Genomic DNA, 25,462 nt, shown 5'->3' on the forward strand with positions numbered 1-25,462 from the left:
CCTTACCCCAGAAATGGGAGACAATAGGAGGGGCAACCATACCCCTCCACCCCGAAAGGGGGTATGCTTCTTAAACCGCTACCGCGCGTTCCTCTCCGGTCTGAAGACACGGAGTTTCCCGCAACGGAAGAGTTTTTATGACTGCTTGAAGAGTAAATATCTAGAATTTAGTTGTGTTGGAGGTATTTTCAGTGGCAGTGTCTAGGGGCAGTAAGCATCAAACCGATCGCATCGAGTCTGAACAACGACAAACCTATCGTTATCGTCGGCTTTCTCGTCAACGCCGCCCTCGACAAACCTTGCCCCTGGGAGAGGATATTAATCCTCCCTCATCTTCCCCATCACAACACCTTCGGCGCCCCATTCAACTGCGTGCGGTTCAGCCTAATTCTCAAAACCCCAGTCGCCCCAAACCCTTACCCCTAAATCGTTCTGCCCAGTATCCCAGTGAATCCTCGATTTACGCAAATCTGAAGCTACCAAAACTCCGGGCGATTAACGGGATACCCATCAGAGAAACTTCTCTGGGGAATCGTCGGATGAGTCACCCTCCGGCTGCAACTCCCCTATCCCAACCCTTGAACCCACGTCAGGAAAATAGCCTCCGTCGGCAAAAGCAGCGCTCAACTGTCTCGACTCAATCAGAGGCTAAACCGAAGCGTCAATCGTCTCGTTCTCAACCCGCCCAGACAGGGAAATCCCGGCGCACTCGGCATTCCCAAAAACGCTCTGTGGGTATATGGATTCAGATTATCCGCCTCCTGATTCTCGGCGTTGGCATTGGCGCGATCGCAGGAACTCTATTATCAGTATTAGATCCCACCAGCAAAATGTCGATGCAATCGAGTGAAGCGGCGGAGGGGAACCCTCAAGAAAGCCCGACGAATCAAATTACCCCAGCCCTCCCATTGCGCCAAGAAATCACTCCCCTGAAATCCCAAGTGCAAACCTTACTCGCCAAAAATCCTAAATTGCAACCTGGTGTTTTTGTGGTGGATTTAGATACAGGCGCCTACTTAGACTGGGAAAGTAACTCCATCTTTCCCGCCGCCAGCACGATTAAAGTCCCGGTTCTAGTCGCATTCTTTCAAGATGTCGATGCGGGCAAAATTCGCTTAGATGAACCCCTAACCATGACACCAGAAATGATCGCCAAAGGTTCAGGGGACATGCAATATCAAAAACCTGGGACGCAGTATAGTGCCTTGGAAGTGGCAACCAAGATGATTACCATTAGTGATAATACCGCCACCAATATGATTATTCATCGCCTCGGCGGTATCCAAGCTGTTAATCAACGGTTCATATCCTGGGGATTAACCGCGACGGCAATCAATAACCCCTTACCGGATTTAGAAGGAACGAATACCACCAATGCCAGAGATATGGCAAACTTGCTGTATAAGGTGAATCAAGGGGAATTATTGACTTTGCGATCGCGCGATCGTTTGTTGGATATCATGCAGCGTACCGTAAATAATTCCCTAATTCCTCAAGGATTAGGTAAAGGGGCGATGGTTGCCCATAAAACGGGGGATATTGGTTCAGTGTTGGGAGATGTGGGTATTGTGGATATGCCCACAGGTAAACGGTATCTCATTGTCACCTTGGTGAAACGTCCCCACAATGATGCGAGTGCCTCGGAGTTAATTCGTAACCTTTCCCGCACGGTTTATGACTATTTCCATAAACCAGCAGTGACACCGAGTCTGAACTCGATGCCGATTAGCACACCTGCCATGATGGTGAGTGGATTGCTGATTGGTTTACAGGGGACGATTTTGTAATTGTCTTATGTCTGTCTTATGCCTTTTGTTATTCGTTAATTTGTAGGGGCGGGTTTTACAGATAACGTATACCTACACATTGATAACTTTACTAAACCCGCCCTTCTAGGGAAGCTGGGGCAGAGATTTCTTAACCAATGAATGACCAATCACGACGCCTCCTGCTGTGACATTTTGAGATCAAAATTTTGCTTCTTTGTGCTTTCATTCACCATTTGGTGAATCTCCGCCATTGCATCGTCTAGGCGTTCTCTGGCTTGTTCTACGGCTTCCTGACAGCGTTAGGAAAACACCTACAGTTCCTCGTTCCCTGTTCCCCCTGAAGATTATCTAAAGTTATAGCCGACTCCCAGTAACAGTCCCACAGCCGGGTTATCAAACAGCGAGGCGCTCACGGAAGCCGTTGCTGTCAATTGAGTCGCCAAAGGTACATCCACACCTCCCGTAGCCAGCAAATCCACTGAACTGTCATCTCCTGTAGAGATAGCGATTCCAGCGCCAATATAAGGAGAGACTCTAGCACCCACGTCTTCGGTGATGTCCGCCGTCACCTCGGTGACACCAGGGGTAAAGTCAAGAGTTACAGGTAGCAGAATCGTGGGCTCATCTTCAATGAGGACTGATGGACGAACCGATACATTGCTGGTTAAGCCAATTTTGCTGAAGATAGCGAAGCTTGTTTCACCCAGAGCCGTATCACCATCTCCCAGTCCAATATTACCGCCAATTCCGATATAGCTTGAACCTGAACGAGTCGCTCTACCCGGCGATATCTCTGTTGTATCAATGTCTAGGGGTTCGGTTGGAGCATCCGGTGGAGGTACGGTTTGCTGAGCCAGGTTTTTTGGGGGAGTTGCAGGGAGTATATTTCCTGCATCGCGAGTTCGGTTGAGTTCTGAATGATTGGTGGGTAAACTGCTCTCATCGAGAGACACTGCTGAACCTTTTAAACTCTGTGCACTGGTTGAAACATTTTGCCACGGATATGGCGAATCCATTCCCTGGTGAGCAGAGGCTTCCGCCGTTTCCGCTCGAACTGAGGGTATACTCGACACTATTATCAACGCAATAGTACTGAGCAACGAACAAGTTTGTCTAAAAGCGAAACTATTCACACTTATACCTTCTGAGTAGAGAAATCCTGTCAAAACGTGCTATTAAAATCTATGGGTATCCTTAACCACCAAATTGGGCAGAAAATGGCACGATTCCCTAGATTTAGCTAGAAAAAGCTTAGCGGTGATTACTCGGTTTGACTTCTACCTAGAGAAAATATAATATCTACCTGAAGGTAGATAGAGCCGCGAGCGTCGGTATAGTAACGACAGCAGTCTTTAAAAAGGTTTCTGTACACAAGCGGTCACAATCTGAGTATTTGTCATGGTTTGCGTAGGCTCTCACGCATTTAAATTGGGAATGGGTAGCGAGCTTGCTGGCTCGGATTACGCAGTAAAATCGTTAAGGTTTAAATGCCGAACAGCTTAGTTGTGAGCCAAGCATCTCTCCAGATTCTGTGCGCGATCGCTCCGTTCAGAATGGTGTATTATAACCGTGCAAAGTATACCTTAAGTTAAATTGCCTGTTTCACTGCATTCAGTTCAAAATGCCAGTGAGGGACGCTGAATGGGAAATCAGTATTATTTGTTATGGATATCAGCACCGTTTGGGAAGACTTAGCTTGGCAACAAGGCGGCAAAATTGTTTATTTAATTCTAGATGGGGTGGGCGGATTACCTGATCCAGACCGAGGCGGGACGGAATTACAAGTCGCCCAGACGCCGAATTTAGACAAATTGGCAAAAGAATCCAGTTGTGGTCTATTAGAAATTGTCGGTCCGGGAATTACACCGGTGGATGTTGTCCCGCGTCCCGGTGGAATGAAACAGCGGTTTCAAACGCTGCAAAAGGTTTATGGGGAAAAGTACAATTTCTATTTCCTCCATGTTAAGCATTCCGATAGTAAGGGAGAAGATAGTAACTTCGAGGGTAAGGTAAAGGTCATTGAAGAAGTCGATCAGCTTTTGCCTTTACTTACTCTACTCAATCCTGATGTGTTAGTCGTGAGTGCGGATCATTCTACACCTGCGATAATGGGACAACACAGTTGGCATCCTGTCCCAGTCATGATTCATAGCAAATATGCCAAAGTGGATGACGTGGCGACATTTGATGAATATGCTTGTGGGCGGGGGATGTTAGGATTACGTCCTGGGGTGCAGTTGATGGGGTTAGCGTTGGCACATGGGGGACGGTTACGCAAGTATGGGGCGTAACTGTTGTAGAGACGTTGCATGCAACGTCTCTACCATAAGATGCGTCCTAACCGCTATGGCGATTGCTATAACACCTAATACCTAACACTTACCCCCACCACAATACTTATTCAGCAACCCCTAAAATCTCAAACATTGAGCTGTCCCATCATCCTCAAACTCCTGTTGCCCAATCCCCACTAACTCCACAATAACCCGTCGCTCTGGAGGTGTCCATTCTCCTTGGCGTTCCCCAATCGCCACCACCCATTGCTGTCCCTCTGGATAAACCCGATATGTCGTTGTTGCCCAAGCCCCCCCTTGATACTCAAAACTTTGACCATCATCTTCATACATCGTCCACTCACCTGTTCCCGCCCACACTCGCAGCGTTAACTCATCCAGGGGACGTTCTTGAGTCTGTTGCATCACAGAACCCATGGGAATAATCGCCCCCGCAGGACTATAGAGGGGCATTCGTTCCAAGGGTGCATGGGCAAGAATGTGCGTAGGTCCGTGATAAGACTCACCCGTCCACCAGTCATACCAAGTGCCTTGGGGCAAGTATACTGCCCGATGATCCATACCGGCGCGGTAAATGGGTGCTGCCATTAAAAAGGGTCCGAGTAAAACTTGGTCGTAGAGGCTATAGGTTTTTGGGTCGTTAGGAAACTCATAGACTAAGGGTCGCAGAATGGGGGTGCCGGTGCTAGCCGCTTGCCAAAATAGGGTATAAAGGTAGGGCAGCAAACGATAGCGCAGTTCTATATAATCACGGCAGATCGTTTCCACCTGCTCCCCAAACACCCACGGCTCATGTTGGGCTGTCCCCATCATACTGTGACCCCGCATCAGGGGATAAAGCATTCCTACCTGCATCCACCGGGCAAAGAGTTCAGCATTGGCATTACCCGCAAAGCCACCAATGTCAGCCCCGACAAAGGCTACTCCCGATAACCCTAAGTTGCACAGCATCGGTAGGGACATTTCCAGATACTCCCACAACGAATGATTATCACCCGTCCATACCGCCGACCAACGCTGAATCCCGGCAAAACCCGATCGCGTGAGGATAAACGAACGGGAATCCGGACGCCATCGATGCATCCCTTCCCGACTCGCACGCGCCATCATCTGCCCGTAGAGGTTGTGGGCTTCAGCATGGGTGGTGCGCTCGTTAGCTGGTCCTTGGGGCGCATCCAGAGGAAACCAAATTTTCTCCCCTTTATCCCCAAAGGGGCGATCATTGAGGGCGGGTTCGTTCATGTCGTTCCAAATCCCGGCTATCCCTAACTCGGTAAAGCCTTGGTGCAAGTTCGCCCACCAGTCGCGGACGTCGGGGCGCAGAAAGTCGGGGAAAACAGACCGATCTGCCCAAGCATAGCCGTAGAATATCTTGCCATCGGCTCGTTGGATAAAGTAGTTTTGCTCAAGTCCTTGGTCTAAAATGGGGTAGTTATAGTCCGGATCATATTTCACCCCCGGATCATTAATCACCACCGTCTTAAATCCATCCTCGGCTAGCTGACGGATGAGTTTGCCTGGATCAGGAAAGCGTCTGCCATTCCAGGTAAATACTCGATACCCCTGCATATAGTCAATGTCCAGATAAATCACATCACAGGGAATACGTCGGGTGCGAAATTCCTGGGCAAGTTTATAGATAACCGCTTCGGTGTCATAACTCCACCGACATTGTTGATAGCCCAGCGCCCACCGAGGGGGTAATGGCATTCGACCCGTTAGTTCGGTGTACGTGGAGAGGATTTGCTGGGGCCGAGGTCCATAGATGATATAGTAATCTAGCTCACTATCTCGTGTTTCCATTTGCCAGACTCCGGGTTGTTCTGCTCCCAGATTAAATCGGCTCCAAAAGGTTGTATTTAAGAAAACGCCATAAGCCAGATGGGGACGTAGAGCGATCGCAAAGGGAATCGCCACATACATATCATCGGTGAGGACACCATAATCTAAGGCATCAAAAGTCCAGTTTGTTTTGTGCTTGGCGAGTTGATCGAGTCCTCTAGTCGTCTCACCTAATCCGTAGAAATGTTCATCGGCTTCGATGCGTTTCCAGGTTGCTACTGCACCCGTTCGCCACCCCATATTCAGGGCGGTATCTTGGGCAAAGGGTTGACCCTCGCTATCAAAACATTCTAGGCGACAGGGATCACGGTGAATATGCAAGTCCAGCGCCTCGGTCTTGATTTCAATCCTTGTCGCCGTTTCCTGAACCTGGAACGGTACAACAGACCATTCTCTATCATCACGGGTTACTGCCCAGGAACGACGCGGTTTGAACTTTCCTTGAGGCGCTAAACGCACCCGGATCAGGTTGGGTGCTAATACTCTTATTCTCAGACGAGGACCGCCACAGTCAATCTCAACTCCCTGTTCGTCTTGGGTAACCCCTTGCACGGCTTTGAGTGTCAACCAAGGGGTTGATTCTGTGGGGATTAAGTGGTCAGTTTCTGGCATATTCGGTGGAGACGATTCTGGTTAATCGATAGTGAGCGATTAGCGATCAACTAGTAATCTAGATGTAGTGTGTTTTTCGAGTATCTATCCTGAGGGGAATCATTGCATAGCCTATCCTGTTTTTTCTCAAGGATGAACCCTAACATAAGCCCATGACCTGGACTCCGGAACAAATCCTCGCACTCGCCCCCGATGCTAAGTCTGCCCAAAATGGTCAAGGCTTGGCACACTTATCAAAATGGCAAGGATTGGGACAGAATCAGGATGCGGTGTGGGGAGAATGTCTTGGAAGTGGAAGTCAACCCTATCAAACCCAAATCGATTTAGGCGAAACGGCGTTTAAATGCAGTTGTCCGAGTCGTAAATTTCCCTGCAAACATGGACTCGGACTCTTATTACTCTTCGCCAATCAACCCGATAGTTTTAATCAAAATCAATCCCCTGATTGGGTCAACGATTGGATTACCACTCGCCGTCAAAAACAAGTTAAAAAGGTAGAAAAATCAGAAAACGTTGCTGATCCCGTTGCTCAAGCCAAACGCGCCGCCAAACGGGAGGAAAATGTGGCAGGGGGTGTGCAAGAATTAGACCGTTGGTTGCGCGATTTAGTCCGTCAGGGATTAGCCAAGTTACCGGAAAAAGACTATAGTTTTTGGGATACGGTCGCCGCCCGGATGATTGATGCTCAAGCCCCCGGATTGGCGCGTCAGTTACAGGAGATGTCGGGTATTCCTTATACGGGGGTGGGTTGGCAAGAACGCCTTTTGCAACGGTTGGGACGCCTGTATCTATTACTCCAAGGATTCCAACGCCTAGAAAGTTTACCCCCAGACATTCAAGCTGATATCCGCACGGCGATGGGTTGGGGGCAAAAAGAAGAAACCGCTACCTCGATTATCCGCGATCGCTGGTTAATTTTAGGACTACGTATCGAAGACCAGGATAACCTGAGGGCGCAACGGATATGGTTACAAGGACAACAGACCCAACGATTCGCTCTCATCCTTACCTTTGCCCATCATTCTCAACCCCTAGATACCAGTCTCATCCCCGGTACTCTCCTCGACGCCGACTTGGGATTCTTTGCCAGTGCTTATCCCTTGCGGGCAATCGTCAAAACCCGTCACGCCCCAGCCATACCGTTTACACAGATGCAGGGGGAAAGCGCGATCGCAACTGCCCTAACTCAATACACAAATGCTTTATCTTGTCAACCCTGGTTAGACCAATTTCCCCTCAGTTTACAAGGGGTTATTCCCCAGAAATATAACAAAGGATGGGCATTGCGCGACGGTGCTAATCAGGTATTACGCCTCACCCCTAGCTTTACAGAGGGTTGGCAGTTATTTGCCCTGAGTGGGGGACATCCCATCACCCTGTTTGGCGAATGGAATGGGGATGACTTTTTTCCCTTAAGTGCTTTTTCCCAAGATCAGTTTATCGCGTTTTGATAACGATCAGGGAGCTCAAGTATTTTCACCGCACTGCACCAGAGTGTCTGTTTTTCAACCATCAATCTTTAGCCCCGGTTCCTGATTTAAGTATTCCTTTAAAATCGATTTAACATCCCATCTTCGGTAAAGCCTCAATGAGTCTCTGGCAAGACGTAATCACCACCGCCTTAGTTGGCACAGAGAGACGAACTCTCACGCTTACTCCAGCAACTAACCCACTCGGTCAACTTTTATCCCAACTTAATCCTACTGACCCAGAAGCCACCTTACTCAGCGCGGCTGGGGCAATTTCTCTCTATCACCGCGCCGGACAACGGGCGATTACCGATAATCAACCCCTACCCCAACCTTGTCCACCGGAAGATAAACCCCCCTGTAGCCCCCGCGCCGCCCACTATCTGAAATTGATGCTACAAAAAGAGCGGGCAAAACTCTTACCCGAATGGTTAACCACCGCCGCTACAGCCGGATATCGTGTGCCAGACTATTGTTTGCCAGAATTACTCGAAGTCGGACGCACCTCACCTCAGTTACGCCCTGAGATTCTCCCCATTTTAGGTCAGCGGGGACGTTGGTTAGCCACCCATAATCCAGATTGGAATTATGTGGGAGATGAGGATATCGAACAAACTTGGACAAGGGGAAGTCTAGACGCCCGCAAACTCCTATTACACCATCTGCGGCGTGAACATCCAGCCTCGGCACGGGAACGTCTTGTGGCTGTGTGGCAACAAGAGCCGTCAGATGGCAGAATTGCCTTATTAGAAACTTTTCAAATTGGCTTAAATCGAGAGGATGAAGCATTTTTAGACACTGCATTGGATGACCGCCGCCAAGAGGTGCGACGCCAAGCGGCTAATTTATTAGCACAGTTACCGGAATCGGCTTTATGTCAGCGGATGCAGCAACGCATCCAATCCGCTATTACATTTCGACGCAGGCGCAACCGTTTGCTTCTAGATTTTATCCTCCCTGATTATAATGAACAAGAGATAACCAGAGATGGTATTGATAGCAAACAGCCGCCTCAGTTATTGGGTAATAAAGCCTGGATGATTTTACAAATTGTCGCCGCGACTCCCCTTTCTCTTTGGTCAGAACTTCAGGAAGAATCCCCGGCTGAATGGATACAAGCCGCGAAGCGGAGTGAGTGGGATCGTTCTTTGGTTGAAGGATGGGCAGTGGCGGCGATGGGACAACAGAATCCGGAATGGGCAGAGGTTTTACTGCCGTTTTATAGTACGTTTAAGGGGTATTTAATCCCGCAAAATCAATTAATTTCTGGGTTAATCGATGTCCTCTATCCTGAACAACGAGATAGCTTTTTCTTAAATTTATTTCAATCTAGAAAAGTTGCCTTTGACAGCAAACATCCGGCGTTCACCTTATTAACTCATTACCACTCTCCTTGGAGTACCGAACTGACGGGTACTGTTTTAGAGGGTGTACGCCGCTATCTGGCTACAACTGATAATCCTTACGATTGGTCGCTGTCTACGGCTTTAAAGGAGTTTGCCTATTTTATGAGTCCTGATATTGTCCCCGAACTCTCGACTCGTTTAACCAATATCGTACCAGAACGGTCAGCTTTAGCGTCCTATTGGACGGAAGTGATGGACGAAGTATTGGCAATTCTGAATTTACGATATGAAATGAATGGTATGCAAAAATTCCAAGTTTAAGGAAACAAAACTGTGAATCATTCAGAATCCAAAACTCAACACTTGTTATTGCGTGAACATGCCGAACAACAGTTTGCCGAAGAATTAGCGGAACTGGCAAAAGCGGATCAACGCCAGCGCCCCCCGAACTGGAATTTATCCCCTTGGGCTGTCACCCTCTACCTATTGGGAGGTACACTAGAGAACGGGTTTGTGGTATCGCCTAAGTATATCGGCGATCGCAGACTCATAGAAATAGCTGTCGCTACCCTGACCACCGACCGAGCCTTACTGCTGATGGGGGTTCCGGGAACCGCTAAGTCTTGGGTATCAGAACATTTAGCCGCCGCTATTTCCGGTGACTCAACGTTACTCATTCAAGGTACCGCCGGAACCAGTGAAGAGGCGATTCGCTATGGTTGGAACTATGCCCGATTACTCGCCCAAGGTCCCTCGATGGATGCTTTAGTGCGTAGTCCGCTGATGGTGGCGATGGGAGAGGGTAAAATTGCCCGGGTGGAAGAGTTAACTCGGATTCCGGCTGATGTCCAAGATACGCTGATTACGATTCTCTCAGAAAAGATGCTACCGATTCCGGAACTGGGGGATGAGGTGCAAGCCATTAAAGGCTTTAATATTATCGCCACAGCGAATAATCGTGACAAGGGTGTCAATGACCTTTCTAGCGCCCTCAAACGCCGCTTTAATACCGTTGTCCTTCCTCTGCCCAAAACCATCGACGAGGAGGTAAGTATCGTCCAACAGCGGGTAGAAAGCTTAGGACGTACCTTAGAACTCCCGGTGCAAGCCCCCGCTTTAACCGAAGTCCGGCGGGTGGTGACGATTTTTCGAGAATTGCGTAGTGGTATCAGCGAAGATGGTAAAACTAAACTAAAATCTCCCAGTAGTACCCTTAGCACAGCGGAGGCAATTTCAGTGGTGAATAGTGGTTTAGCCCTAGCTGCTCATTTTGGCGATGGACATCTCAGCGCTGAGGATATTGCCTCTGGACTGGTGGGTGCTGTGGTTAAAGATCCGATCCAAGATAAGCTGGTGTGGAACGAGTATCTCGAAACTGTGGTCAAAGAACGCAAAGGCTGGACAGACTTGTATCGCGCTTGCCGAGATTTCGGAGCCTAGGGTCAGGTTTTTCCAGTCGGCGACTCCTGTCGCTACCATGATCTGTAGTGCTTGAGTATAAGTGAGATGTTGCCCATAGAACCTTCTCCAGACTCTCCATCCTCATCGGCTCAGTCATCTACCGACGGGGTGAGTTCAGATACGTCCGATTTACCTGAGGGACATGTTCTCATCGTTCAAGATGATCGAGGACGACATCGGTTTGTTTTAGATGGTGAACTCTATTCTATTGGCAGAGACCATGATTGTGATATTCGTCTGTTCTCACAGTTTGTCTCACGCCACCACGCCACGTTAATGCGAGTAAAGGGTGAGGATGGTCATGATGCCTATCGCATTGTTGATGGCAATCTTAAAGGAAAGTTAAGTTCTAATGGTTTGTTAATTAACGGTCAAAAGCGGCAAAGCTACGATCTGCAAAATGAAGAGGAGATTGTCTTTGGACCCCAGGTGAAGGCGGTTTACTACAGAGTCCGTCGGGAGTCGGTTGATGATTAACTGTCTTATGTCTTATGTAGGTAAGGGTTTGAGGACTATTTACAGAACTTAATCACAATCCAAAAAGAACCGTTTTACCCTGATAGGATATCCAGTCGCCAGAGTCCCAAGTGGTTACTTTACGACTTAAGATACAGTCTCATCTAAATCTTAAGAGTCATGCCAAGAAACGGTTGTTTTTATTACATTTAGGTATAGTCAGTTTTACGGGATAGCTATCCCCATACTTTCTAAACTTATTGGTATCGAAACAAATCAAACAGACAGCGAGGATTAGGACAGATTTTGGGGGTCAAAGTGAGGTTGTAGGCGTGCTCTCAAGCCGCTAACCTGTCGTGACTCCCGCTACTGAGGCACAAAGGCAGAGACGGTTGGCGCGGGTCAGTCATTTGAAACCCTACTGCACTAACGGTAGTGATTCAACTCTTTAGTGAAGGTTGAATTCGTTTCACCACTAACGGCTGTTAAAGTAGCCGATATTTTTGACCTACTCTAACTGGGTAAAAAGTAATATAACTCACACGGATACAACTATGAGCGCTACCTATGACTTCAACCTAGTTCTCCTTTCTATGGCAATTGCCATCATTGCGTCATACACCGCACTGGATCTGGTGGGGCGTGTCACGCTGGCGACAGGACGGACTCGCCAGTTTTGGTTAGCTGGGGGTGCAGTGGCGATGGGGATTGGTATATGGTCGATGCACTTTATCGGTATGCTGGCGTATAACTTGCCTATGCCCATATCCTATGACCTCTCCAGTGTTTGGGTGTCAATGGTGGTGGGAATTCTGGGTTCTGGAGTGGCGTTGTGGCTGGCTTCTCGTCCCCAGATGGGGTGGTTGCAACTGTTGTTGGGCAGTATGGTTATGGGATTGGCTATTGCCGCGATGCACTATACAGGTATGATGGCAATGAAATTAGAGGCGGTTGCTAGTTATAACCTTACACTGGTGGCGGTTTCGATTGCCGTTGCGATCGCGGCGTCTTCGATTGCTCTATGGCTAGCCTTCCAACTGCGGTATATTCGGCCTGATTCGGGAATGTTGCTGAAGCTGGCGAGTGCTATCGTGATGGGTTTGGCGATTGCGGGGATGCACTATATTGGGATGGCGGCGGTTTGCTTCCAAGGGACGGATTTAGGGGTTGTGCCTTCATCCCCCGCCATTAACGACTTGTGGCTGGCTCGATTTATCGCCCTGGCGACCTTATTTATCTTAGCCATACCCCTAATTACCTCCTTATTTGATCAACGCCTGAATGTGGAGAGGGCAAAAGCAGAAATCTTGCGCCACAGTGAAGAACGGTTTCGGGCGCTGGTGCAAAATTCCTCGGATTTCATCGCGGTGGTGACAGCCGAGGGGATGATTCGCTATACTAGTCCATCCTTGCATCGGGTGTTGGGCTATAATCCTGAGGATTGGCTGGGTAAAGCCCTCTGGGGATTTGTCTTCAATGAAGATATTCCCATCGCCGATAGTCTGTTAAGCCAAGCTCTCGATTCCCCCAACACGAATGTAACCCTTGAATTGCGTTTGCCAAACATGGCTGGGGACGTGCGAGAGTTTGAAGTCATCGCCAATAACCTGCTGTTTCTGCCTAGTGTGGCGGGGATTGTCCTTACCTATCACGATATTACCAAAGGGAAGCAGACGCTTCAGGCACTGCGTGAGTCGGAACAACAAGCTCATTCCCTTGCCCAACGGGAAGCATTACTGAATTATCTGGCGAGAGAGATTCGCAATTCCTTGGATGTGGATACGATTCTCGACACGGCTGTTTTCTCCGTCCGCAGTTTATTAAACCTGGATCGGTGTCAATTCCTCTGGCGGGTTCAAGGCGACGGACAACCCAGTATTGCCATTACTCACGAGGCGCGAAAATCGGGTTTATCTTGTCAGCTAGGGTATCACTCTAATCCGGAGGTTATCTCCCTGATCCAATCGATTCAGGATTTAGAGATGATTCAGATTAATGATGTCACCCAAGACCCTGACCTAAATGCCACTCAACGCCAAATCCTGAGTCGTTCTGAGGTTACAGCTCAGCTTATCTTACCCCTAAAAACCAATTCGGGTCAAATTGGTGCCTTAGTCTGTACCGATTGCCGTGCGCCCCGTGCTTGGAGTTCTAGTGAAGTCGAACTCCTCAGCGCCGTTGTCGATCAACTCGCGATCGCGATTGACCATGCTCAACTGTATACCTCTGCCCATACCACGGCGGCGAGGGCGACGGCGCAGGCGGAGAAGTTGCAGCAAACGTTGCAGAAGTTACAACAAACTCAGGCGCAACTGATCCAAAGTGAAAAGATGTCTAGCTTGGGTCAAATGATTGCCGGGATTACTCATGAACTGAATAATCCGGTTTCGTTTATCTATGGGAATATTAAACCCGCTCATCAGTATGCTCAAGACCTACTGCGCCTATTAAAACTCTATCAGCAGCACTATCCTGAACCCCCGGCTGCCATTCAGGAACAAGCTGAGGCAATGAATCTGGACTTTGTGGTGGAAGATTTTCCTAAACTCTTAGGCTCTCTGAAAATGGGGGCGGTGCGGATTCGGGATTTGGTGAAATCCTTGCGGAATTTCTGCCGCTTGGATGAGGCGGATGTGAAGCCGATTGATATCCATGAAGGAATTGAGAATACTTTACTTATCTTGAGCAATCGGCTCAAAAGAAAGGAAACTCATCCTCCCATTGAAATTATCAAACATTATGGTCAACTCCCCCAAGTTGAGTGTTATGGGGGGCAATTAAATCAGGTGTTTATGAATCTCCTCGATAATGCCATTGATGCGCTGGATAATCAACCCCCGCCGTTACAAATCACGATTGCTACAGAGGTTCTAGAGGAGACGGATCAGGTACGGATTCGGATTCAAGATACGGGTCAGGGGATTACGGAGGAGGTAAAAGCTCATCTATTTGACCCGTTTTTCACCACTAAACCCGTCGGTCAGGGGACGGGTTTAGGTTTGTCGATTAGTTATCAAATTGTCGTGGACAAACATAAGGGTACATTAACTTGTTTCTCTCAACCTGGAGAAGGGACGGAGTTTTGGGTCGATATTCCCATTTCTCAAACTCCAATCAGAAAACCCGTCTATTCAGTATCCCCGCAACGGGTACGTGAAACCTGTAAAGTTTAATCGGGATTGGGGATTGGTGATTTGTCATTGATCACGACATGATTCAGACACAATTAATAGGTTGCATCTATGAAAATATTACTGTTAGCGACTGCATACAACAGTCTAACCCAGCGCACTCAATTGGAGTTGGCGTATCGAGGTCATCAGGTTTCGATTGAACTAGGCTTAAACGAGGAGGTGATGATTGAAGCCGTGGAACTTTATCAGCCGGATTTAATTATTGCCCCGATGCTCAAGCAGGTGATTCCGGAAACAATTTGGCGGCGTCAGGTGTGTATTATTATCCATCCGGGTATCAAAGGCGATCGCGGACCTTCGGCTTTGGACTGGGCGATGGTAAATAATGTTGAGTCTTGGGGAGTCACTGCTTTACAGGCAAATGAAGAGATGGATGCTGGGGATATCTGGGCTTCGGTTAATTTTCCCATGGAGCCGGTGAGTAAAAGTTGTTTGTATCGCTCCCAACTTACCCAAGCGGCAATTCAGGCGATTTTACAAACGGTGGAACGGTTTGAATCGGGGACATTTACGCCAGAACCCCTTGATTATAATAAACCGGATGTGCAGGGGTGTTTACGTCCCTATATGAAACAGCGATTCCGAGCCATTGATTGGAGTTATGACTCTACATCCACTATTGTCCAGAAAATCCGCTCAGCGGATAGTCAACCGGGTTTATTGGATCGGATTTATGGCAAACGGTATTATCTCTATGGTGCTCATCCTGAAGATACCTTAAAAGGAACGCCGGGAGAGATTATTGCCCAACGCCACGGGGCGATTTGTCGAGCCACTGTTGATGGGGCGGTTTGGATTTCTCATCTGAAACAGAAAACCCCGAATCGCTTATCCTTAAAATTACCAGCGGCGTTGGTATTGGCGAATGAGTTAGAAACAGTCCCCGAATCCGACGTACCGTTAGAGGTTTCCCCTCACCGCCAAACCTATAAAGAAATCGGGTATGAGGAAAAAAATCAGGTAGGCTACCTGCATTTTGACTTCTACAACGGTGCGATGAGTACAGACCAATGTCGGCGATTACGCGATGCCTTTATTTATGCCCGTAGCCGGAAGACTAAGGTGATTGTCTTAATGGGGGGACAGGATTTCTGGTCGAATGGGATTCATTTGAATCTGATTGAAGCGGCTGAGAACCCGGCGGATGAGTCTTGGCGAAATATTAACGCCATGAATGATTTAATTCATACCATTCTGACAACAGATACCCATCTGGTGATTGCGGCGTTACAGGGAAATGCGGCGGCTGGGGGTGTTATGTTAGCGTTGGCGGCAGATCAGGTTTATGCCCGTCGGGGGATTGTTTTAAATCCCCATTATAAGCGCATGGGATTATATGGATCAGAGTATTGGACGTATTCTTTACCCAAGCGGGTGGGTTCTCAAAAAGCACAAGAGTTGACGGATATTTGTCTGCCGATGGGGACTCAAGTCGCCGCAGAAATTGGACTGATTGATCAGGCGTTTGCGGATCAACCGACTAGTTTTCGCCAGCAGATTCAGTTCGTCGCCGAAGAAATTGCTCACCATCCCGATTATGGGAAACAGTTAGCATTTAAGCACGAACAACGGCAACGGGATGAACGGTTTAAACCGTTAGATGCTTATCGAAGTGAGGAGTTAGCCCAAATGAGACGGAATTTCTATGAGCCTGATCAATATTATCATCAACAACGGTATAACTTTGTCTATAAAATTACGGCGTCCGAGACACCGCGTCATTTAGCGATTCATCGTCAGGTGCCCCATTCGGAAATAACCTGTTCGCTGATTTTCTGCCAATAAACACGATTCAACCTTTTGTTTATGGTGTGTTTGAACTCTCCTGTACGGGTTTTGATGTCGGTTTTCCTGGTGAGTGGCGCGATCGCGGGATGCACTCAACCGACTTCTCAAACTAATGGGGCGTTATCTACTGCAACGGCTAAACCCCCTGCGGCGGTTTCCCCTGCATCTCCAACAACCGCGACGAATTCCCCCATCAATTCCCAAGATTGGGTCAATCTCTTACCTGGAGAAACTATCGGTGATCTTACCTTTACTCAAGGGGAAACCCTAGTCTATCAAGGCAAAACGCTCTTATCTGAAATCCCGGTGTCCTACAGTAGTGACGGCACTGTTACCTATGCCAAACGGTTAATTGTATCTCCGAGTTCCCCTTCGGGTCGCTACACCTTTATTAAAGCGTGTGAAATAGAGGTCAAGGAGATAGGTTTGTGCTGGTCGATTTATAAAGTTGATGCTCTGGCAACAGAAGCACAAAAAGTTAATATTAGCAAATACGGGGGACTGAACTGGGTGCAGTGGTCAAGTGATGAACGATATGCCGTTTTTTTCGATAAAACTTGGTTTATTGTGATGGATTTGCTGACCGGGGAATCTAAAACGTCCAGTGAGTTATCTGCTCAACCTGACTTGAATAGTTTTATCTGGACGAGCGATCGCACCTTTGACGTAACCCTGGTGAATGGGTCTCAGTTCCAAGAAAATATTGAGACAGTCTTTTCAGGGGGTAACCGATGAGTTTTGACGCTTTGCCAGATGCCATTGAGAAATAAAATCACCTACGCTATCTTAGGGAACATCCCTTTGATCAGCTATAAGTAAAACTTTTACTTTTTCGGTTAAAGTTTTAAATCTATCAAGCTAAACTAAATGATACATTTTAGGTTAAAGAATGTGAACAACTAAAAAACAACTGGAAACCCTGATATTGACGTTGTGTCGAGACTGTAGTATGATTCTTGAAGTTATATTAATCATGAGAGGTTGGCTCTCTATTAGCTTTTTTCAATAAATTGAGTAAAAAAATCCCCCAAAGCAAGTTATGCCAACAATCTAGCATTTCTAAGAATAGAACACTACAAATACTACACGTCGATCTCAACGACATAATTTTGGCAACACCATCCGTGGTGAATTTCATGAACCCCACGCTACTGACGTAGAGCGTGGGGATTGCCAGAGATAACCTGGCAGGAAGTCATGAATAGGGCATGAGTTAGTAGGGGTAACACCTCCGGACACTTCCCTAGTTCGGATTTAGATGTAGGTTTAGGAATCTCTAAACGCTGGGTAATGCCAGGACACACCCCTATCAATGCCTGAAGGGACGTAAACATCACACGAGTGGATTATCTCAGATGAATCGTGTTCCAGTTGTTAGTCAAGAAGGAAAGCCACTGATGCCCACTAAAAGTTCTAGGGCTAGATGGTGGGTGAATAATGGAAAAGCCATTGGCAAATGGTCAGATGTGGGCGTTTACTACGTTCAGCTTACTTTGCCATCCGGTGAAGAACTACAGCCTATTGCTGTCGGTGTAGACCCAGGGAAATCTTATTCTGGTGTTGGTGTTCAATCTACTAAATACACCTTGCTGCAACTACACCTCATTCTTCCGTTTGGTCGCGTTAAAAAGCGAATGAAATCTCGCGCCATCTTACGCCGATCTCGGCGAGGTAGAAGAGTTAACCGGGATGTTCCATTTAAGCAGCGCAACCATCGGCAATGCCGATTTGATAACCGCAAACAGTGCAAGCTACCCCCATCCATTAAAGCCTCACGGCAATTGGAGTTAAGGGTAGTCACAGAATTGGCGGCGATATTCCCTGTTACCGCTATTGGGTATGAACAGATTAAAGCTGACATAGACCAAACCAAGCGTAAACGTGCCAAGTCGGGTAAGGGCTTTTCTCCAGTCATGACTGGGCAAAATTGGGCAATATCCCAGATGGAAAAAATCGCCCCTGTCTACGTCCGGCACGGCTGGCACAAAGATGGAAATGGAACATCTCAAATCCGAACCCAGCTTGGACTGGAAAAGGACAAGGTAAATAAGTCGGCTGCCAAACCCAATACTCATGCCGTCGATGGAGTAGCATTAGCTTGCGGATATTTCATTAAATACACCCGTTTTACAGGGTCTCAATCTCATGGTTATGTTTGGCAAGGTAGCGTCAACATCACACCATCGCCATTCCGGATTGTCACCCGTCCTGGTGCAGCAGGTCGGGGTAAAGAGTACGGCTTTTTCCGTCGTCAACTACATTTCGAGGTTCCTGATAAGTCAGGGACAAGAAAGCGCAAAGGTGGAACCATCACACCGTTTGGCTTCACAGTTGGTGACTTAGTAAAAGCCGAGAAAGCCGCAAAGGTCTACATTGGCTATGTTGGAGGGTTCACTAAGACACAGAAAACTAAAAATGTTTCCGTTTGTGACTATACCTGGAAGCGGATTGGACAATTTGCCCCCAGTAAAGTCGAATTAATCAGAAAAAGTAATGGTTTATGCGTAGCGTAAATGATAAACTTCGGGGCATCGAACCCCTCAGTTCATCCGCTATCCCTCCCCACCCTGCTTGCGAGTCTTGGTGGGGAGGGATAGAGAACACGTTGACAACAACAACGCTCTATGCAGGGGAATCAGAATGAAAAATGACCATCCATATCTTTGGCATACGTCACCATGGACCCGGATGTGCGCGATCGCTCCGTCATACCCTGCACAGCTTAAACCCAGATATCCTCTTGGTTGAAGGTCCCCCAGATGGGGATTCGATGCTCCCTTTAATTACCCATCCCCAGATGCAACCACCTGTGGCGTTATTGGTGTACCGACCCGACCAACCCCAACAGGCGGTTTATTATCCCTTTGCCGTCTTTTCCCCAGAATGGCAAGGGATTGATTATGCCCTAACTCAAGGGATTCCGGTGCGGTTTATGGACTTACCTTTAGTGCATCAGTTGGCAGAGGGAGCTGGGGGAGCAGAGGGAGCAGAGGGAGCTGGGGGAGCTGGGGGAGCAGAGGGAGCTGGGGGAGCTGGGGAAGATGAGATTCACGATGATCCCTTGGGTTATTTGGCAAGAATCGCCGGCTATAGCGATGGGGAACGCTGGTGGGAACAGTTAGTCGAACATCGCCAGGAGAGTAAGGACGTATTTGAGGCGATTTTAGAAGCAATGACCGCCCTGCGCCAGGAGATACCCGCCAGAGATGATCCGAGGGAAGCCCAACGGGAAGCCTATATGCGGAAACTGATTCGGGCGGCGCAAAACGAAGGGTTTCAACGAATCGCCGTAGTTTGTGGCGCATGGCACGCCCCCGCCTTGGTGGATATGCCCTCGGCTAAAGCTGATCATGCTTTGCTCAAAGGATTGGCGAAAACCAAAGTCGAAACCACTTGGATACCTTGGACCTATGGGCGACTGGCATTTAAGAGTGGCTATGGGGCGGGTATTGAATCTCCGGGTTGGTATAGCCATTTGTGGGATTGTTATCAAGATGGGGGAGCAGAGGGAGCAGAGGGAGCAGAGGGAGCAGAGGGAGCTGGGGGAGCAGAGGGAGCTGGGGGAGCAGAGGGAGCTGGGGGAGCTGGGGGAGCTGGGGGAGCTGGGGGAGCTGGGGGAGATGACTCAACCCTGAGTCAGGGCGGGTTTAGTCACATCCGGGTGAGGCAAGAATCAGCGATCGCGATTCGTTGGTTAATCAAGGTGGCGCGGTTATTGCGTCAGGAAGATTTAGATGCGTCATCTGCCCATATTATTGAAGCCGTAAGGTTAGCAGAATCTTTGGCAGCATTACGCGATCGCGCAATGCCCGGTTTACCTGAATTCAATGAAGCCACGCAAACGGTGCTGTGTTTTGGTAGTGATGTACCCATGGGTTTAATTCAAGAGCAACTGATTGTGGGTGAACGATTGGGAGAGATTCCTGATGAGACTCCCATGGTTCCCTTACAACAGGATTTACAGCAGCACATCAAACGCCTGCGCCTCCCCGCCAATGCCACCGAGAAACAGTATGAATTGGATTTACGCAAAACAAACGACTTAGCGCGATCGCATCTTCTCCATCGCCTGGATTTACTTGGTATTCCTTGGGGGATACGACGATCAACCAAAGGAAAAGGAACCTTTAAAGAAGGGTGGCGCGTTCAATGGCATCCTGAATTTGCGGTTAAACTCATCGAAGCCGGGATTTGGGGCAATACTATCGATTCTGCCGCTACAGCTTATGCCCGGAATCAGGCACAACAGGCTCAAGGGTTACCCAGTCTGACTCAGTTAGTCGAAAAGGTCTTATTGGCAAATTTACCTGATGCGTTACCGGAAGTGATGCATCGCCTGCAAACTGAAGCCACCCTTAACCGAGATGTCGCCCAATTAATGGAAGCGTTACCCCCCCTGGCGCAGGTATTGCGCTATGGAAATGTGCGCCAAACCGATACTCGGATGATTATCTCAGTGGTGGATGGCTTGGTTACCCGGATTTGTCTGGGTTTACCCTTAGCTTGTGCATCTTTAGATGATCAAGCAGCACGGCATATCGATCAGCTTATCCAACAAGTAAATCACGGGATTTCAATCTTGAATAATCCTGAGTATAAACAATCCTGGCAACAGGTGTTATGGCAACTGACGGATCAATCTAACCTCCATGGGTTAGTATCGGGTCGAAGTTGTCGATTATTATTGGATTCTGGGGTATTTAGTGGGAATGAAGCCTCCCGTCGGTTAGAATTTGCTCTATCTCAAGCTAGTGAACCTCCTCAAGCCGCAGCTTGGATGGAAGGGTTTTTGCAGGGGAGTGGATTGTTACTCTTGCATGACTATACCTTGTGGCAGATAATTGATGATTGGATCATTCAGCTTCCTGGGGAAACCTTTACCGGGATATTACCCTTATTACGTCGCACCTTTGCCACGTTTTCTGTGGCTGAACGACGACAAATCGGTGAACGAGTGAAACAGGGAATATCGGTTCAGACAACGGGGATAGGGGAGGAGGAATTGGATTGCGATCGCGCCAATGCCGTTTTGCCGATTGTGGCACAGTTATTAGGAGTAAAATAGCATCTTGGCATCTTGCAGACGCTTCTTGCATCGCCTCTGTTCTTATTCCCGATCCAAAAATAACTCGTCCTCAATGTCTTGCTGCACCTGAGGATTCACCTCATTACAAATCCTTAGACAATCCACCAATAAGTCATAATAGTCCCACAGCGATCGCGTTTGGTTTTTACTCACTTTCGAGGTAAGGACAAGCACCAGGGTAATTCCTGCAACGGTGACAGTCCCAAGAGTTGGTCAATCGCACTAGATTTGAGTCTAGTCATGATAACCGCGATCGCTGATCAAGTTATAGCGTTAATCAGATGCTGTTTGGGACTATCTCCCCAAAAATCTGAACCATAAACCATGCAACAGGTAACCGGGAGGCTAGATGAAAACGATTTCAAAGATAACTTTGATTGCCTTCTTATGGATTATCGTCATCAACTCCGGAACATTAGGTGTTCTGGATACAGAACTCAGGTTACAGATCTTGTTCTTATTCGGCTGTGCTGCTTATCAAAATCAGAATACGCGCAAAGTTCTCAAAGTCATCGGATTATGGATTCTCGGTTTTATTCCCTTAGCTTTCCTCGGACGCCTCTTGGATTATATTAAGTCTCTCCACATTAATTGGCAAAGCTGCACCGGACGCCTAAGCATACTCTCCGGTGTGTAGTAAGTCTGTTAAATCCAAAGGAGGACCCGGTACGTAGGTGACAATACAGTCAGGCTCGAAGTACACAGTACCCCCAGCTTGAACAACACTCATACAGAAATCTAAGTGTTCCTTGGTATTAAGCATCGCCTGATCAAGCAGACCAATTTTCTCAAAAATGTCCCGGCGAACCAGTACACAATGAAACTCTGCCAGTTCCGTTTGTGTCCGTTGCAAGCGATCGCGCACATCCTCTACCCGTTTCCCTTGCAAATACATCTTCTCCCGAAAACGTCGCTTACCCGTTTTATCAACCCAAACGTGGGATTCCCCGCCAGCACAGTGAACGATTTCGTGCAAGGGTTGCTCTTGACACATTAAAGGTCCAACGACTGTAGCGTTGGTTTGTTCAGCACATTGGACTAACTGATGTAGCCAACCGGGAGAGACGATGACATCGTTATCAAAAAAGACCAGATACTTGGTTTTTACGTGACTCAGACCCAGGTTTCTGGCTTGATTTGGCGAAAGGTAGTAGTCTGTACTTGAACACATTGAACGCCTTTAACAAACACCCCGGGTCTTTATAGCCATTGGCGAGCAGCAATCCAATTCCTTTGAAAACGCGCCCTAACAAATTTTCAGGAATTTGGGGCAAATAGTAGGTGCGATCACAGAGATGGTAGTTTTCCACAGCCGGATGAACTTTAGATGTACTTCCTCGTTCACTGGCATAAATATCAACCTCATGTCCGCGATCAAGTAAACCCGTAACTTGATTTAAAATAAATGTTTGTGAAAGACTGGGGAATTTATCAACAATGAACGCAATTTTCATAAAATATTTTTTGGCTTTTGACTAACTCATCTTGCTTTGTATAAATAATGTCTCATTTTTATTACCTCCTATTCTCTTGCCACAACACCTCCCATACTCAATCTTAAAATTTCAAAACCACTAAGATACCTGACGATGAACATCACTAGGCAAACTTTAATTTTACAATCAAATGTTTTTAATCTTTTGTCTAAAAATGTATTGACACAAAATTGAATGGGCGGAATTAAATTTTTGATTAAAAATATCATGAATTTTACTTGCCATTTTAATCCCTGATCATGACTCTTTTTCTGTAGAGCGTAGAGTCCACCAGCCAATCTAATGGTTCTTTTATACAGTTGCCGAAAAGAATGTCTGGCTGGATGAGCTACACGAGTGTCATCTGCATAAATTGGCTTATACCCCTGAGAGAAAACGCGCCTACCCCACTCCACATCCCCATTTGATTTGAATCGTTCGTCAAAAAGTCCTATTCGTTCAAGCACATATCTAGATGTAAAAATATTTGCTGCTGCACCGTACTGATACTTTTCTAGGAGTTCCTTTTGGGGAAATGCTGTAATGCTCTCATAAAGTTCAATTGGGGTTATTTGGTTGGGATCTTTGAAGAAAATTTCAATTTTGCCAGCAACTAAACCCCTGTTTGGATCTTGTAGAAAGTTACTTACACCTTTCTCAATCCAATCCGATGCTGGAATACAATCAGCATCGGTAAAGGCAATCACCTCTCCTTTCGCCAAAGATATACCCTTGTTTCGAGCCGCATAAGAACCGGGAGTGCTTTCATAAGCCGCGATCGCTTGACAAAATTGAGCGACTACTCCTTTAATGTCTGCGGCTTCATCTGATGCATTATCGACAACAATCACTTCATATCCTGTTTTTGGATAGGTCTGATTTTCCAGAGCCTCTAAACAGAGTTTCAGACGCTCGGCGTCATTATAAACGGGAATGATGACGGACACAAATGGATGAGAGTGATATTCCATTTCCTTGGCGAGAAAGCAGTTATTTTTTATTCAATGAATTCTTTAGGGATAGGCGGTTTATAGTGCATGAATACAGACCATTCTGCCTCTCATCCCTAAACCCTACACCCTACCTGGCTTTTCACGGGAAGTATAGAAACCTGCGTCGGGGCGGGTTTAGTCACATCTTTTGTGCAACCGAAAAAATAGTAGTGAAACCCGCCCATACACACTCAAAACTCAACGTGTTTACTTTGCCACAAGCTGTCGAGGCGGCTTTTTCGGCGACTCCTCTCTGGTAAATTCCTCGTGGTAAGACCGCTCAACATTAACATTCCACAAATCGTGATTTTCGCCGAGGATGTTTTTGACGGCTAGCATTGCTGTCAGCATGGAGTGGTCTTGATTGTTGTATCGGTGCATCCCGTTACGACCCACCGTTTGCAGATTTTCAAAGGTCTGGATATACTCTTGAATGACTTGAAGATGCTTACGGTATTCGCCGTCATAAACGGGGTAGGCTTTATGTTGACGGATAACTACTCCGTCTTCGACATCACCTTCATTAACACCTATATTTAGGTTAACCGCCTCACGACTCGCTAGCTCAATCAGCTCCACATCCGACAATTCCCAAAGCGGATCACCTTCGCTGCAAAAATATTCCATTCCCAAGCAGGTTTTACTCGGATCAGGCACCATCGCTGGACTCCAATTCTTGAAGTTTTGAATGCGTCCAACTTTGAAGTCTGGGCTATGGATGTAAATCCAGTTGTCGGGAAATAGCTCTGGCTGATTCACAATCAGTGACACAATCAAAAAATCTCGATACTTGAGACCCTTTGCTGCTGCTAATACATGGTCAGGGGGCAGGGGGTCGAGCCGATGCAGCAGCGCAGTCACGGGCATACTAGAAATGAAATGATCACCTGTGAATTGCAGCGTTTCATCCCCTCGTTTTGCCGTGATGCTCTTAATCCGAGTGCCTTCCCGTTCGATGCGAGTTACGGTTGTATTCAGATGCACGGGAGCGCCTTGACTCTCTAGCTTTTCCTGACAACGTTCCCACATCATTCCCGGACCTAAAACCGGGTACTTAAATTCCTTAATTAAGCTTTTGGCATTTTGGCTTCCGAACAAGGCATTGATTACCGCTCGTTTGAGAGACATATTTTGAATGCGCTGTGCTGCCCAGTCGGCGCGAATTTGGCTGCAGGGGATTCCCCACACTTTCTCGGTGTAGGTTTTAAAGAAGATTCTATAGAGGCGACGACCAAAGCGGTCTGTTACCCACTCTTCAAAACTTTCTGGTTCCGGACCAGGGTTGAATCTGGCTCTAAATTTTGCCCTTAAGTAACTTAACAGAATAAAGAAACTTTGGAGGATGCCAAGATTTGATAGAGTATTAAACAGAGAGAGTGGATAGTTGTAAAACTTGCCTTGATAGTAAATCCGGGACAGACGCGGGACTTTGATAAATTCATCTTCCAGAATTTCGTACCAAAACTGATCGACTTCGCCAACCTTGGTGAAAAAGCGATGACCGCCAATGTCAAAGCGATAGTCTTTGTACGTCTCTGTACGGGAAATTCCACCGACTTTATCGGCTTTTTCGAGGACAATGGGTTTAATTCCCTTCTTGAGCAGTTCGTAACCCGCTGTCAATCCAGCCGGACCGCCTCCAATAATGACAACTGGATGATGGGTCAAGGATTTTCCT

At 47.5% G+C, this 25,462-nt stretch carries 17 protein-coding genes and 2 pseudogenes; 12 read left to right on the forward strand and 7 right to left on the reverse strand.

All coding sequences use genetic code 11. From position 1 onward, the window contains the following. Window positions 1-191 precede the first annotated feature (191 nt). Entirely contained in the window at window positions 192-1,787 is a 1,596-nt protein-coding gene (locus tag RID09_RS30225; protein ID WP_446339603.1) for a serine hydrolase, read from the forward strand. Window positions 1,788-2,113: 326 nt separating this feature from the next. Here RID09_RS30225 and RID09_RS30230 read toward each other — a convergent pair whose 3' ends face one another. Continuing rightward, on the reverse strand, window positions 2,114-2,842 hold the full coding sequence (locus RID09_RS30230; protein WP_446339604.1) for a hypothetical protein: 729 nt from the start codon (window positions 2,840-2,842) through the stop codon (window positions 2,114-2,116). 591 nt (window positions 2,843-3,433) lie between these two features. Between RID09_RS30230 and RID09_RS30235 the strand changes: the two genes are divergently transcribed. After that, window positions 3,434-4,060: a hypothetical protein gene (locus tag RID09_RS30235; protein WP_446339605.1), complete on the forward strand. Its 627-nt coding sequence runs from the start codon at window positions 3,434-3,436 to the stop codon at window positions 4,058-4,060. 120 nt (window positions 4,061-4,180) lie between these two features. Here the strand turns inward: RID09_RS30235 and RID09_RS30240 are convergent, their stop codons facing one another. Continuing rightward, complete coding sequence (locus RID09_RS30240; protein ID WP_446339606.1) at window positions 4,181-6,517, reverse strand: glycoside hydrolase family 31 protein; 2,337 nt, start codon at window positions 6,515-6,517, stop codon at window positions 4,181-4,183. Window positions 6,518-6,669: 152 nt separating this feature from the next. On the opposite strand from RID09_RS30240, the gene RID09_RS30245 reads away from it, so the two are divergent. The 9 genes from RID09_RS30245 (at window position 6,670) to RID09_RS30285 (ending at window position 21,296) form a co-directional block, all read left to right on the forward strand. After that, a complete protein-coding gene (locus RID09_RS30245) occupies window positions 6,670-7,968 on the forward strand; it encodes an SWIM zinc finger family protein (protein ID WP_446339607.1) in 1,299 nt (432 codons plus the stop codon). Window positions 7,969-8,105: 137 nt separating this feature from the next. After that, entirely contained in the window at window positions 8,106-9,653 is a 1,548-nt protein-coding gene (locus RID09_RS30250) for a DUF5691 domain-containing protein (protein WP_446339608.1), read from the forward strand. 12 nt (window positions 9,654-9,665) lie between these two features. Continuing rightward, entirely contained in the window at window positions 9,666-10,772 is a 1,107-nt protein-coding gene (locus RID09_RS30255) for an ATP-binding protein (protein WP_446339609.1), read from the forward strand. A gap of 66 nt (window positions 10,773-10,838) precedes the next feature. Further along, the gene (locus RID09_RS30260; protein ID WP_446339610.1) at window positions 10,839-11,270 is read left to right on the forward strand and encodes an FHA domain-containing protein; all 432 of its coding nucleotides are present in this window, start codon (window positions 10,839-10,841) and stop codon (window positions 11,268-11,270) included. Between the two features lie 533 nt (window positions 11,271-11,803). Beyond that, entirely contained in the window at window positions 11,804-14,422 is a 2,619-nt protein-coding gene (locus tag RID09_RS30265; protein ID WP_446339611.1) for an MHYT domain-containing protein, read from the forward strand. Between the two features lie 69 nt (window positions 14,423-14,491). After that, window positions 14,492-16,228, forward strand: a complete 1,737-nt coding sequence (locus RID09_RS30270; RefSeq protein WP_446339612.1) for a hydrogenase maturation protein — start codon at window positions 14,492-14,494, stop codon at window positions 16,226-16,228. Between the two features lie 21 nt (window positions 16,229-16,249). Further along, window positions 16,250-16,966: a hypothetical protein gene (locus tag RID09_RS30275; protein WP_446339613.1), complete on the forward strand. Its 717-nt coding sequence runs from the start codon at window positions 16,250-16,252 to the stop codon at window positions 16,964-16,966. A 620-nt stretch (window positions 16,967-17,586) separates the two neighbouring features. Beyond that, window positions 17,587-18,744, forward strand: coding sequence for an RRXRR domain-containing protein (locus tag RID09_RS30280; RefSeq protein ID WP_446339614.1), 1,158 nt, complete (start codon window positions 17,587-17,589; stop codon window positions 18,742-18,744). 134 nt (window positions 18,745-18,878) lie between these two features. Continuing rightward, on the forward strand, window positions 18,879-21,296 hold the full coding sequence (locus tag RID09_RS30285; protein ID WP_446339615.1) for a DUF5682 family protein: 2,418 nt from the start codon (window positions 18,879-18,881) through the stop codon (window positions 21,294-21,296). A gap of 42 nt (window positions 21,297-21,338) precedes the next feature. On the opposite strand, the gene RID09_RS30290 is transcribed toward RID09_RS30285, so the two are convergent. Beyond that, complete coding sequence (locus tag RID09_RS30290; RefSeq protein ID WP_446339616.1) at window positions 21,339-21,470, reverse strand: NACHT C-terminal helical domain 2-containing protein; 132 nt, start codon at window positions 21,468-21,470, stop codon at window positions 21,339-21,341. Window positions 21,471-21,666: 196 nt separating this feature from the next. Here RID09_RS30290 and RID09_RS30295 point away from each other — a divergent pair, with 196 nt between their 5' ends. Then, window positions 21,667-21,954 carry a hypothetical protein gene (locus RID09_RS30295; RefSeq protein WP_446339617.1) on the forward strand — a complete coding sequence of 96 codons (288 nt, stop codon included), beginning with the start codon at window positions 21,667-21,669 and terminating at the stop codon, window positions 21,952-21,954. On the opposite strand, the pseudogene RID09_RS30300 reads toward RID09_RS30295, so the two are convergent. The 4 genes and pseudogenes from RID09_RS30300 to RID09_RS30315 form a co-directional block, all read right to left on the reverse strand. Next, window positions 21,955-22,476, reverse strand: a pseudogene (locus RID09_RS30300) (glycosyltransferase family 2 protein); the annotation flags it as partial. Then, window positions 22,475-22,771, reverse strand: a pseudogene (locus tag RID09_RS30305) (colanic acid biosynthesis glycosyltransferase WcaL); the annotation flags it as partial. The pseudogenes RID09_RS30300 and RID09_RS30305, both read right to left, overlap by 2 nt. 68 nt (window positions 22,772-22,839) lie before the next feature. Continuing rightward, window positions 22,840-23,763, reverse strand: a complete 924-nt coding sequence (locus tag RID09_RS30310; RefSeq protein WP_446339618.1) for a glycosyltransferase — start codon at window positions 23,761-23,763, stop codon at window positions 22,840-22,842. Between the two features lie 228 nt (window positions 23,764-23,991). After that, window positions 23,992-25,452, reverse strand: a complete 1,461-nt coding sequence (locus RID09_RS30315; RefSeq protein WP_446339619.1) for an NAD(P)/FAD-dependent oxidoreductase — start codon at window positions 25,450-25,452, stop codon at window positions 23,992-23,994. Window positions 25,453-25,462: the final 10 nt, after the last annotated feature.

Source organism: Coleofasciculus sp. G1-WW12-02, assembly GCF_040219735.1.
GTDB lineage: Bacteria > Cyanobacteriota > Cyanobacteriia > Cyanobacteriales > Coleofasciculaceae > Coleofasciculus.

Coding starts and splice junctions, on each gene's coding strand:
- RID09_RS30275 (WP_446339613.1), top strand. CDS start 16,250: ATGGTGTGTTTGAACTCTCCTGTACGGGTTTTGATGTCGGTTTTCCTG.
- RID09_RS30295 (WP_446339617.1), top strand. CDS start 21,667: ATGAAAACGATTTCAAAGATAACTTTGATTGCCTTCTTATGGATTATC.
- RID09_RS30240 (WP_446339606.1), bottom strand. CDS start 6,517: ATGCCAGAAACTGACCACTTAATCCCCACAGAATCAACCCCTTGGTTG.
- RID09_RS30235 (WP_446339605.1), top strand. CDS start 3,434: ATGGATATCAGCACCGTTTGGGAAGACTTAGCTTGGCAACAAGGCGGC.
- RID09_RS30270 (WP_446339612.1), top strand. CDS start 14,492: ATGAAAATATTACTGTTAGCGACTGCATACAACAGTCTAACCCAGCGC.
- RID09_RS30250 (WP_446339608.1), top strand. CDS start 8,106: ATGAGTCTCTGGCAAGACGTAATCACCACCGCCTTAGTTGGCACAGAG.
- RID09_RS30285 (WP_446339615.1), top strand. CDS start 18,879: ATGACCATCCATATCTTTGGCATACGTCACCATGGACCCGGATGTGCG.
- RID09_RS30310 (WP_446339618.1), bottom strand. CDS start 23,763: ATGGAATATCACTCTCATCCATTTGTGTCCGTCATCATTCCCGTTTAT.
- RID09_RS30245 (WP_446339607.1), top strand. CDS start 6,670: ATGACCTGGACTCCGGAACAAATCCTCGCACTCGCCCCCGATGCTAAG.
- RID09_RS30265 (WP_446339611.1), top strand. CDS start 11,804: ATGAGCGCTACCTATGACTTCAACCTAGTTCTCCTTTCTATGGCAATT.
- RID09_RS30260 (WP_446339610.1), top strand. CDS start 10,839: ATGTTGCCCATAGAACCTTCTCCAGACTCTCCATCCTCATCGGCTCAG.
- RID09_RS30280 (WP_446339614.1), top strand. CDS start 17,587: ATGAATCGTGTTCCAGTTGTTAGTCAAGAAGGAAAGCCACTGATGCCC.